The sequence below is a fragment of the Serratia sp. UGAL515B_01 genome (genome assembly GCF_033095805.1).
GTDB lineage: Bacteria > Pseudomonadota > Gammaproteobacteria > Enterobacterales > Enterobacteriaceae > Chania.
Genome location: NZ_CP109901.1, coordinates 4,143,507 through 4,155,811, shown reverse-complemented (window position 1 = coordinate 4,155,811; position 12,305 = coordinate 4,143,507). Strand labels below are relative to the sequence as shown.

Genomic DNA, 12,305 nt, shown 5'->3' with positions numbered 1-12,305 from the left:
AATCCTCGATTTTCGCCAGTATCAGCTTTGTCTTTGTCACCGGGATAACTTCAATGGCTTTGGTTGACAGTGGTTTTTAGTGGGATTTGATGAGACAACAAGAAACAACAAACCCCACTAAATTCACTTATAAATCAATAAAAAAAATCTTAACCATATTGATTTTACGATTATAAATCAGATTTGATATTGTAATGACGCAGCATAGCATCAAGCTTAGGTTCACGACCACGGAAGCGTTTGAACAACGCCATCGGCTCTTCAGAACCGCCGCGTGAAAGGATATTATCCAGGAAGGATTTGCCCGTTTCAGGGTTGAAAATGCCTTCCTCTTCAAAGCGCGAATAAGCATCCGCAGACAACACTTCAGCCCATAGATAACTGTAGTATCCTGCGGCATAGCCACCCGCAAAGATATGGCTGAACGCGTGTGGGAAACGCCCCCAGCTTGGTGAAGGAACAACCGATACCATTTTCTTCACTTCAGCCAGAGTCGGCAGGATCTGTGCCCCTTTTTCCGGGCTATATTCAAAATGCATACGGAAGTCAAATAGACCAAACTCCAATTGACGCAGAATGAACAACGCCGCCTGGTAGTTTTTCGCTTCCAGCATCTTATCCAGCAGGGCTTTCGGCAAGGGTTCCCCTGTCTCGTAGTGACCAGAGATAAATGCTAATGCTTCCGGCTCCCAGCACCAGTTCTCCATAAACTGGCTAGGTAACTCCACCGCATCCCACGGCACGCCATTGATACCAGAAACACCAGCGGTATCGATCTGGGTCAGCATATGGTGCAAACCGTGACCAAACTCATGGAATAACGTAGTGACTTCGTTATGGGTGAACAGTGCCGGTTTGTCCCCCAGCGGGCGGTTAAAGTTACAGGTAAGGTAGGCAACCGGTTTTTGCAGTTCACCGTTTGCCTTGCGCAGACTACCTACGCAATCATCCATCCATGCACCACCACGTTTGTTCTCGCGGGCATACAGGTCCAGATAGAAGCTCCCACGCAGCTCACCATTCGCGTCAAACAGATCAAAGAAGCGAACTTCCGGATGCCACGTATCCACATTGTCGCGTTCTTTGGCGGAAATACCATAAATGCGTTTCACCACTTCGAACAGCCCTTCAACCACACGCTGTTCAGGGAAGTAAGGACGCAGTTGCTCATCGCTGATGGAGAACAGATGTTGCTTCTGTTTTTCTCCATAGTAGGTGATATCCCAAGCTTCGAGCTGATCGACACCATAGTGTTGTTTCGCGAAAGCGCGCAGTTGGGCCAGTTCTTGTTCTGCCTGAGGGCGCGCACGCTTCGCTAAATCACTCAGGAAACCGATCACCTGTTCTGGACTTTCCGCCATCTTGGTAGCAAGAGATTTGTCAGCGTAGTTGGAAAAACCTAACAACTGCGCTAATTCATGACGTAGTGCCAGTGTTTCAGCCATCACCTCACTGTTGTCCCATTTACCGGCGTTCGGTCCTTGGTCTGAGGCTCGGGTAACAAAGGCACGATATATCTCTTCACGCAGTGGCTGATTGTCAGCATAGGTCATCACTGGCAGGTAACTTGGCATATCCAGCGTCAACAACCAGCCTTCCTGGCCTTTAGCCTGCGCCATCGCCTTGGCTTGAGCCAGTGCGCTCTCTGGCAGACCGCTCAGTTCCTTCACATCTTTTATCAGCTTGCTCCAGCCCATGGTGGCATCAAGCACGTTGTTGCTGTAGGTAGAGCCTAATTCGGACAACCGGGCGACAATCTCGCCGTAGCGCTTTTGCTTTTCCGCTGGCAGGCCTATACCCGAAAGCTCAAAATCACGCAACGCATTCTCCACCGATTTTCGCTGCGGCGCAGTCAGTTTGGCGAAACCCTCGCCTTCTTTCAGATTGCGATAAGCCTTATACAGACCGGCATGCTGACCAACCCAGGTACCATATTCTGAAAGTAACGGCAGTGCCTGCTCATAAGCCTCTCGTAATTCCAGGCTATTTTTCACCGCGTTCAGATGGCCAACAGGTGACCAGATGCGTGCCAAACGATCATCAGACTCGGCCAATGGCTGGCAAAGAGTCTCCCAGGTAAACGGCCCCGACTGAGCAACCACACGTTCCACCGCAGCACGGCAATCAGCCAAAGCAGACTGCACTGCAGGCACAATATCTTCAGGGTGAATAGCCGAAAACGGCGGCAGGGAAAACGTTGTCAGTAAAGGATTTGTCATAAGGGCAGTCCTGATTGGGGTTATGGACCCGATGCAGGCATCAGGCCAGAGAAAATAGCGCATTAACTAACATGGAGCCAAGCGCCAGGAAAATCAATGGTAAAAATTGATAGAAGGTGCTGCCGGTGTACAACGAATCCCCAGGAGCTTACTCAAGTAAGTGACTGGGGTGAGTGAGGAAAGTCAACGCACATGCAACTTGAAGTATGACGAGTATATCAATTGAAAGTTGTTAGCACGGTAAAGTTTTACCCATTCATCGGGATAATTTGAAATAATAAACACTTCTGCCGGCTTTTTTTGCTGACGACAGTGTAAGCGTATTCTGGGCTTCCCAGTAAGGAAAGTTTCCTGTCGATGTGGTTCCGGAGCGTTTTCGTTATGGTCTTATTTTCGTTGAAGACAGAAATCATGCAGGCTCCGTTACGGTCTAATTTTCCTTTTAAAAAGATAAACTATACTTAAGTTTAGGTGTATATGAGACTTATGTACGAATTACGAATTACGAAACGCCATATATAATGATCTGCGTTAGGCGAATCTAACAACCTGACTTCTCAGACAGGTAACTCACTCGCCGAACACAACACCAGGGAAAAAATGTTCCGGTCAGACAGAGGATACAAAAGTCACTGCTGATCGGAACCTACTCTTAGCCACTCTCTATATTTATCTCCAATTTCGCCCTTTTAAAAGCATCGGTCCTACCAGATTTCTGCCGTCGCAGACCTTACGGGCTGACGCCATTAGCGCTCGCGTATAGTTAAGGGACTCAGCCTAGTACTCCTACGATTGGTGGTGCCTTGCTGTACTGACCATTATCTCTTTTCCTATCCTACGCATCGAACATGATAGTATCCTCGATATACCACGCTCCGAATAAGAACAGTCGCTTTTTAGCGCGTTTCGAACTGAGGGTAACCGTGGAGAATTACTGCCAACGCATAATCAGGAAAATAACACGACTAATGGATTAGGTATAACCGTACATTATGGGAAATATTGACCAAACAAGAACGGTGAAATAGTCAAATGTAAATCCTTTATTGCAAGCAAACACTGTTGCAGGAAGAACCTGGAGGCGCAGATCACTCTGTTTTTCCATTTTTCACCTCACTACCCAATTGCAATGAGGAACGACTATCAGGCAGTGTCTACTCTGTTTGGTGGGCAGCGCTAAAAAACGCTTTTAACTTTTTATCTGTAAGACGGTTTATACTGTGCGCCATCAGAGAGTTTTCCTGTTTTCACGTGAACCACAGTTCATCGCAACGGTAAGTAAAACAGCAAAAAACTGGTAAAAAACACAGTATAAAAACCTATAATATACTGATTTTAATTGATATATATGAAATATAAGGAAGCATAAAAACACTATGCTCAGTTACCGCCACAGTTTTCACGCTGGCAACCACGCCGACGTGCTCAAGCACACCGTTCAAAGTCTGATCATAGAGTCGCTGAAAGAAAAGGAGAAGCCGCTACTGTATCTGGATACTCACTCTGGTGCAGGGCGTTATCAACTCAGTGGCGAGCACGCCGAGCGTACAGGAGAATATCTGGATGGCATCGGCCGGCTGTGGCAACGTGACGATCTGCCCGAAGAAATGGCGGCTTATATGAGCGTGGTGCATAACTTCAACCGTTCGGGCACCTTACGATACTATCCAGGTTCACCGCTGATTGCCCGCCAACTGCTGCGCCCACAGGATAGGATCCATCTGACTGAACTACATTCAAGCGATTATCCTTTGCTACGCAGTGAATTCCAGAAAGATGAACGCGCCAAAGTGCAACGCGCAGACGGTTACCAGCAGCTGAAATCCCAACTACCACCGCCTTCACGTCGTGGCATAATCCTGATGGATCCACCTTATGAGATGAAAACCGACTATCAGGAAGTCGTAAAAGGTATTCAGGAAGGTTATAAACGTTTTGCCACAGGAACCTATGCGCTATGGTATCCAGTCGTACTTCGTCAGCAGATCAAGCGTATGCTCAAAGAACTGGAAGCTACCGGTATCCGCAGGATCCTACAGATCGAGCTGGCGGTGAAACCCGATAGTGACCAGCGGGGAATGACCGCTTCAGGCATGATTGTGATTAATCCCCTTGGAAACTGGAGCAGCAGATGAACAACGTGCTGCCATGGTTACACAAAGTACTGGTGCCTTCCGGTATCGGTCACTATCTGGTAAATTGGGTTGTGCCGGAATAACGCCTATCCCATTAGGGATATTCCACAGGCCCTTGGGTATTGTTCGAAACCCTCACAATACTAGGCTGTGCCCGTGGCCCCAAAAACTCGACAGTATGAATGGCGGGTTTTTGGGCACAACCAGCGGGAATAAGGCTATTTGGAGCGGGTTGTTATAGTGTTTGAGTGGCAAACCTGACGTTCACTCCTTGTATACGCTTGGGTTTCGGTGTGCTGCTCATGCTAATAGCACATACAAAAATAGTCACAAGCCTCTACCTATTACAACCATAGACGCAATCTTTGCGACAACCCCCTATCAGGCGTTAAACTCTTACTTTCTCGAATCACACAACTCATGGAAAACCCAGATGACGAAACACTACGATTATCTAGCAATTGGTGGCGGCAGCGGCGGTATCGCATCAATCAACCGGGCTGCCATGTACGGTCAGAAATGCGCTTTAATTGAAGCAAAAGAACTGGGTGGTACCTGCGTCAATGTGGGTTGTGTACCGAAAAAAGTTATGTGGCACGCCGCTCAGATCGCTGATGCCATTCGCCAGTATGGACCAGATTACGGCTTCGATACCACGATTAATGCATTTGAATGGAAGCGATTGATCGCCAACCGTACCGCCTATATTGATCGTATACATAAATCTTACGATAACGTATTAGCTAAAAATAAAGTCGACGTAATCAAGGGGTTTGCACGCTTTATTGACGCGCATACCGTGGAAGTTAACGGTGAGCTGATTACCGCCGACCACATTCTGATAGCCACCGGCGGTCGTCCTAGTCATCCATCCATCCCTGGCGCAGAATACGGTATCGACTCCGATGGCTTCTTCGAATGGGACACGCTGCCAAAACGGGTAGCAGTGGTTGGTGCTGGTTATATTGCGGTTGAAATTGCAGGTGTACTGAATGCATTAGGGGCTGAGACGCATTTGTTCGTGCGTAAACACACCCCGTTACGCAGCTTTGACCCAATGATTGTAGAAACCTTGGTTGAAGTGATGAACACTGAGGGGCCAAGCCTGCACACAGAATCCATTCCTAAAGCCATCATCAAAAATACGGACGGCAGTCTGACATTACACTTGGAAAATGGTAAGGCGTTCACCGTCGATAGCCTAATCTGGGCGATTGGCCGCGAGCCTGCAACTGACAACCTCAACCTGGCCGTTACCGGTGTTAAAACCAACGCTAAAGGCTACATTGAAGTCGATAAATTCCAGAATACCAACGTTAAAGGTATCTACGCAGTGGGCGACAATACCGGTGCTGTTGAACTGACCCCGGTCGCCGTTGCCGCTGGTCGTCGCCTATCTGAGCGCCTGTTCAATAACAAACCGAATGAGCATCTGGATTACAGCAACATCGCCACAGTGGTATTCAGCCACCCACCGATTGGGACTATTGGCCTGACCGAACCTGAAGCGAAAGAGAAATTCGGTGAAGACAAGGTGAAAATTTACAACTCTTCATTCACTGCCATGTATAGCGCCGTTACTCAGCATCGTCAGCCGTGCCGCATGAAACTGGTTTGCGTGGGTGATGAGGAAAAGATCGTCGGCTTGCACGGTATTGGCTTTGGTATGGACGAGATCCTACAAGGCTTCGCCGTCGCCGTGAAGATGGGGGCGACCAAGAAAGACTTCGACAATACCGTTGCGATCCATCCAACCGCAGCGGAAGAATTTGTTACTATGCGCTAAATCGCTACAGCCGTATTTTAAGCTTAATGCAACGGGGAATGACGGAATACAACACACCATGACCCGGCTGCGGGCGCATATCGTGCCTCAATCAGCTCAACGACCGGCTAACCTGCGCCCCCACCTTTAGACTATCCCCTTAACTGCACGCAAGCACCGCCGGCAGTTAAGGGACACAGCCTACCACTATTCTCATCGTTATTTAGGCCAGGAAATGCCTCTAGGCCTTTTATTTTGAACATTATCCGATTGCAAGCAGGGTATTTTCTATAATCCTGAGACCTGTTAAATTCGTTGGTCTGCTACTTATATAATGTTCGGAATGTACTGATGCTTATCAACTTACTCAGAGTTATCTCCCTGACAATCACCACCCTGATTATCAGCCAATCCTACGCATTAAGTTTTACACTCGAAATAACGGGTAATATCAGCCAATTCACTGATAAGAAAAACCACAGCTATATTTTCCCCCATGAGCAGTTATTTGCCATGCCAGTACACTCGATTACCACCACAACATCCTGGACTCCCAAAGAGAAATTTGAAGGCGTCGCACTTGCTGATTTATTGGCCAAAGTAGGCGCGAAAGGCACTATGATGACGTTTTATGCACTAAATGACTATTACATCAATATTCCCATTTCCGATGTCGAAAAGTATCACATAATCCTAGCCTATAAAATGGGGGGGAGAATGTTAAAAATAAGAAATTTTGGGCCATTATTTCTTATTTACCCTCGAGATAGCGGAGGTAATGAATTGAACTCCCCGCTGTATAACTCGCGTTTTATCTGGCAAATTAAGCGGATAGAAATAAAATGAAGGCAATACAATTTAAAAATAACAGCAAATTAGCCATTCCGGTTATTTTTACCGTACTACTTTTAGTGGCCTCAGCGGTAACACTTTATTCTTACAGCGCGATACTGTCCAAAAAAGGACTGTATGCAATTGCTGGCACACAGGAAAACTACTCTTGGTCAACCGCGAAGTTTGTCATCAAGCTTGCCGAGTTTGAAACCTTTATTACAGAACAAAAAAATCTTAACATACATGATATTGAGAAGTTAAGAATGAAGTTTGAGATCCTCTATTCTCGCTTTTATATCCTTGAGTCAGACTCAGAATCCACCAAACTGCTATATCGTGAGCCAGGATATCCAGAAGTTATCAATAAAATACGTCAAAAAATGGAATATCTTGACGAACTGGTCAATAACCAGAACATCGACTTACAGCAGATTTCGCAAACCTATAGCCAAATCAAACCATTATCCATTGAGATAGCAAATCTGGCGGATCATGCAGAAGTTAAACAACGTACTGGCGCTTACGAAGATTTCATCGAAAAACGCCGTATTATTTTCTCTGGGCTAGTTATTGTCATATCTGCAGTCATCGTTCTGGCAGTGATCACCTTGATTGTTTTGCGTCAACAACGTCAGACGATTCGTCAACAGGCATTGGCAATTGAAGCTCAAAAGGCCACCGACTCTAAAAACGCTTTCTTAGGAGCTGTCGGTCATGAATTGCGGGCTTCTCTGCAAAGTATTATGTCCGCTATTGATGTCCTAATGAACACTAATTTTATGGCTGAGCATGTTGATACTTTCCAACGCTTAGAAAATGCAGCACAGCAAATTGAAAATCAGATGAAAGACTTAACCGATTATGCACATTTGGAAAGTGGGATGATGGCGTTACGCATCGTGTCATTTAACGTTCAACAGATGATTAACGAAACGGCAGACGAAATCACCCTATTAATTCCTAAAACGGAAGTCTCGCTGATTCGTGAAGTAGAGTTTACTCATGCGCAAATCCATTCAGATCCACTGCGTATCAGGCAAATACTCGTCAATCTGCTAACCAATGCCTTTAAATACACAGAAAACGGGACAATTACGCTACACAGTTATCTAAACGTCCAACCGACAGGCAATACGTTAATTATTAAAATCACGGATACCGGTATTGGGATTGAAAAAACGTTGCTGCCACAAATTTTCGAGCCATTCACACAATTGTATCTATCAGATACCCGTCAATACGCTGGTGTTGGGATGGGACTAGCCATCGTTCACGGTTTGATCAAACTGCTCAACGGGACGATCGCGGTTCACAGTGAAGTGGGTAAAGGAAGTACATTTAGCGTTACTATTCCCGTCGCAATTAGTGAAGAGCAAATCCCCCATAAAAACGGGCAGCAAGCACTCAAACCACTAAAAAAAGAACAACACATTCTTATCATCGACGACAATAGCGAAACAGGACATGCGTTTATAAACTTGCTCAACAAACTCGGCTATCAGCACGAACTGTGCGATTCATCAGAACGCGCACTGCAGAAACTTCTTCGGCGACCTTACGATGCCCTCGTACTCGACCTACAGATGCACAGTATTGACAGCGTAGCGATAGCCAGAACGTTGCGCGACCGACGTGGGCCGAACCGCAACATCCCGATTATCGGCATCAGTGCCCCCACGGCAGAACTGTCGTCGGCAGGGCAGAAAGACATGTTCGATGACTATTTGATGAAACCGGTACGCATAGAGGCTCTCTCAGTCTCATTGACCAACCTATTTTCTGCTAAAGATTAAAACAGCGCTGCAACGCGGCTTCAATCACATGAAGCCGTACCGGTTTTTCATAAGGACCAAGCACATCGTAATCACGCATCGCCCTGACAATTTCTGACTCACGTAAATCGGTACCCAATTGCCCAGTTAGAATCAACACCGGTGCATCAGGATGCTCTGAAGTACGGATTGCCTCAATACACTTCTGCGCGGTTTCCTGCCCGACCAGCCAATCGACAACGTACCCATCAAATGGATTCTTGCTCAACGCACGACAGAAACTGTTGACGTCGTAGAAAGCCACAGCGTTAAAACCTTGGCTGTTGAGATATTTTGTCAGCTCATCGGCGGCCTGGTGAGCATCGTCCAATACCGCAATACTGAGACGATCATCATCGATATGGCAAGGCCGGATCTCAATTAGTTCAACGCTGAAACGCTTACCAGACGGTGCTTCATCGGCACGATATATCGTCCATACTTCACCCTGTTGTACCCCGACGAATTCTGCCTGCCTTACGCTCCACAATTCATGCCCAATGTGCGCAATACAGGGTAGCGTAACCCCAGCAACCGAAAAGATGGCATTCTGCACCACAATTTGCCTAACAGTATCCATTTCGGAGAGGCAATCGACAATTACAGCGGGGTTTGCCCCTAATGCGACAGCCACACGATTAATTTGCTCCAGCGTCCACGGGCTTTGTCCCTTCAGCTTACGATGCGCATGCGAAAAGCTCAGGTCTAAAATACGGCTGAGTTCCTTTGCGTGTTGGCGTTTGCTGAACCCATGATGCAGAAATAACTCTCTAACTTTGTCTGCAATCGATTGCGAATCGAATTTTTGATGATGGTTAAACATTTTATCCTTCGATTTTTTTCGCTGACTTATCAGTTGCTTTGATACATTTTTGTAGCTACGCGTGCGGAAAATTGCACAACATGCAATGTTAACCAAAAAGGTTGCTTGACATGCAATTTTTTATAGTCAAACATGGTACACCAAGCAACATATTATAAAAACGATAGTAAACTTATAAGTTGATAATAACTATATCAGCACCAGGGAAATTTTAAGTCGACAACATCATCTGAATAGGTTCCATATACTCAGCAAATGTTGCAATCCGTGTAACTTTAGCCATAGCATTACTGGTTTTACCCACTGTTTAACCGGAGCCCGTAAGGAAGCCGGTTTTTTATTTCCAATACGAAACTTTACTCCGTTGTTTATCCCTGTCTTATGGAGCCCAAGCTAGCCTAATCAGAACTTAGCACGTTCCCGGTATTAGCATTTCCATCCAAAGGTAAGAGACAAATGGCTCAAGCACTGACTTGAATGCCGCAATGTATCAGCCTGAAGAGGGAAATCACAACGTCTTTGATTTTTAATATACCCCAAATAATTCGAGTTGCTCGTAGGCGGCAAGAGCATAGCCCACTATGTGACTGGTGCGAATGGACGACGTAGCCAACACCCAAGCAACTTGAACTATGACGGGTATAGATTGGAATACGACTGGCAGTAGAAGATAACCAAAAATGCGACACAAGCTACACATTAAAAATATTTATACTTGCGTAAATGATATTGGCATCTCATTATGTATATAAAGTAAACGCATTAGCCTTATTGTCCAATACCAGGGTTCCTCAATGAAAACAATAATGAGCATTATGTTCTAATTAATTCGAGTTATTTAAAGGCGGTCATACAACGACCTATTGGCCTTTGAACAGATTGGAAAGTGCCGCATTGATTAGCAGGGTTAGCCTCACAAGTTAGATGTACCTGCTAAGGTAATTGGTTGGAATAAAAAGGAAAGCCAGCATACACACAAATCGATGTATAGCAGGTATAACTTTTAGCGAAAATAAAACAATAAAACCGGGTTAATCACCCGGTTTACAGTAGTACAGAAGTGTCAATTACAGAACAGTGGACTATTATCCTTTCGTTTTATTCATGTGTTCCTTCATTTTTTGCTCACGCTTCAGATAATTCTCGTTATATTGTTTTTTCTGCTCTGGTGTCAGCAAGTTATACATTTTATTTTCCGTTTTGGCACGTTCGAGCATACGTTCAGATTGTGCTTTACCGATCACTTCAATCTGCACTTTTGCCTTGGCTTCATCGAAATTATCAGAAGCGACCATGCTGTGCAGTGCACGGTGCTCATCTCTTACCTCTGCGCCTCGATTTTTACGCGACTCTTTCATGATATCGCGCATTTGTTGGCGTTGTTGCTCTGTCAGATTCAGACCGGAAAATAACCCCTCTTTGTCTTGGCCTTTATGATGCATCATTTTCACCGGTGCAGCATTTTTTACAGACGTTGCTGAAGGGGCTGCCTCAGACAGAGTCGTGGTGTCTGCTGCAAAAACGGCAGACGCTGAACCCAAAGCTAAAGCAGAAACAGCGAATAGTGCGGTCAGTTTACGCATGATCATTTCCTTTAATAATTTCCTCTTTATCAGAAGCACTGTACATTAAGAGGCTCATTGTGCCCTCAGGAACAATAGTATGCGTGTGAATACATAGTAATGCGATGATGTGTAAATTTATCAAAACCAAAAATACGATTATTCATCAATTATGAATAAATCATGAAGATGGTATTGGATAGACAAACAATAAAGCCTCGGCATAAGTGCCAAGGCTTTATTAATCAACAAGCTGATTATATTAAGCTTCAATCGCCATTTTAAGTTTTTTCATTGCGTTCTTTTCAAGCTGACGAACTCGCTCGGCGGAAACACCGTATTGATCGGCAAGTTCCTGCAACGTGGATTTATTGTCATCGTCCAGCCAGCGCGCACGGATGATATGCTGGCTACGCTCGTCCAAGCCTTCCATTGCATAGGCAAGTTTGTCTGCAGCGCTGCTTTCCCAATTATCCTCTTCAATCCCTTCTGCGAAGTCAGAGCTTTTATCCTGCAGATACAACATGGGGGCCATCGCATGACCGTCACGCCCTTCATCTTCCGGTGTAGGATCGAAAGTCATGTCCTGGGCTGCCATACGGGACTCCATCTCACGCACGTCTTTGCTGGTAACTCCCAACTCACGCGCTACCAGCTCAACTTCATCCTGATTAAACCAACCCAGACGCTGCTTAGTTTTACGCAGGTTGAAGAACAGCTTACGCTGTGCTTTGGTGGTTGCAACCTTGACAATACGCCAGTTGCGCAAGACATACTCATGAATTTCTGCCTTGATCCAATGCACTGCAAAGGAAACCAGGCGCACGCCAACTTCTGGGTTAAAGCGGCGAACTGCCTTCATCAGGCCGATATTACCTTCCTGGATCAGGTCTGCCTGTGGCAGGCCATATCCCGAATAATTACGGGCAATATGAGCGACAAAGCGCAGGTGGGACAGGATGAGCTGTTTAGCTGCTTCCAGATCGCCCTGATAATGCAGCCGTTCAGCCAGTTCCCGTTCTTCCTCAGCCGTCAGCATTGGATAGGCGTTGGCTGCCCGCAGGTAGGCTTCCAGGCTGCCCTGTGGGACTAAGGCTAAAGTTTGCATTTCTTTAGTCATTCAAACCCTCTCTTGATAAAACTGGTCATGCAGGTG

The 12,305-nt window shown here is 45.9% G+C and carries 7 protein-coding genes and 2 pseudogenes; 4 read left to right on the top strand and 5 right to left on the bottom strand.

Features of this window, described 5'->3' with window-relative positions; all coding sequences use genetic code 11:
* Positions 1-170: 170 nt before the first annotated feature.
* Both prlC and OK023_RS18790 read right to left on the bottom strand, forming a co-directional pair.
* Entirely contained in the window at positions 171-2,219 is a 2,049-nt protein-coding gene (prlC, locus tag OK023_RS18795; protein ID WP_317694159.1) for an oligopeptidase A, read from the bottom strand.
* 219 nt (positions 2,220-2,438) lie between these two features.
* Positions 2,439-2,632 (bottom strand): annotated as a pseudogene (locus tag OK023_RS18790) (autoinducer binding domain-containing protein); the annotation flags it as partial.
* A 963-nt stretch (positions 2,633-3,595) separates the two neighbouring features.
* Here OK023_RS18790 and OK023_RS18785 point away from each other — a divergent pair.
* From OK023_RS18785 to OK023_RS18770, 4 genes and pseudogenes are all read left to right on the top strand, one after another.
* A pseudogene (locus OK023_RS18785) lies at positions 3,596-4,437 on the top strand (23S rRNA (adenine(2030)-N(6))-methyltransferase RlmJ).
* Positions 4,438-4,787: 350 nt separating this feature from the next.
* Positions 4,788-6,140, top strand: coding sequence for a glutathione-disulfide reductase (gorA, locus tag OK023_RS18780; protein WP_317694158.1), 1,353 nt, complete (start codon positions 4,788-4,790; stop codon positions 6,138-6,140).
* A 330-nt stretch (positions 6,141-6,470) separates the two neighbouring features.
* A complete protein-coding gene (locus OK023_RS18775) occupies positions 6,471-6,965 on the top strand; it encodes a molybdopterin-dependent oxidoreductase (protein ID WP_317694157.1) in 495 nt (164 codons plus the stop codon).
* A complete protein-coding gene (locus tag OK023_RS18770) occupies positions 6,962-8,746 on the top strand; it encodes a hybrid sensor histidine kinase/response regulator (protein WP_317694156.1) in 1,785 nt (594 codons plus the stop codon). Before OK023_RS18775 ends, OK023_RS18770 begins: the two co-directional genes overlap by 4 nt.
* Here the strand turns inward: OK023_RS18770 and OK023_RS18765 are convergent.
* The 3 genes from OK023_RS18765 to rpoH form a co-directional block, all read right to left on the bottom strand.
* Positions 8,736-9,587 (bottom strand): helix-turn-helix domain-containing protein, encoded by an 852-nt coding sequence (locus OK023_RS18765; RefSeq protein ID WP_317694154.1) that lies wholly within the window; start codon positions 9,585-9,587, stop codon positions 8,736-8,738. The two genes, OK023_RS18770 and OK023_RS18765, sit on opposite strands and share 11 nt — an antisense overlap.
* A 1,085-nt stretch (positions 9,588-10,672) precedes the next feature.
* Positions 10,673-11,170, bottom strand: coding sequence for an ATP-independent periplasmic protein-refolding chaperone Spy (gene spy / locus OK023_RS18760; RefSeq protein WP_317694153.1), 498 nt, complete (start codon positions 11,168-11,170; stop codon positions 10,673-10,675).
* Between the two features lie 241 nt (positions 11,171-11,411).
* The gene (rpoH, locus tag OK023_RS18755; RefSeq protein WP_317694152.1) at positions 11,412-12,269 is read right to left on the bottom strand and encodes an RNA polymerase sigma factor RpoH; all 858 of its coding nucleotides are present in this window, start codon (positions 12,267-12,269) and stop codon (positions 11,412-11,414) included.
* Between the last annotated feature and the right edge of the window lie 36 nt (positions 12,270-12,305).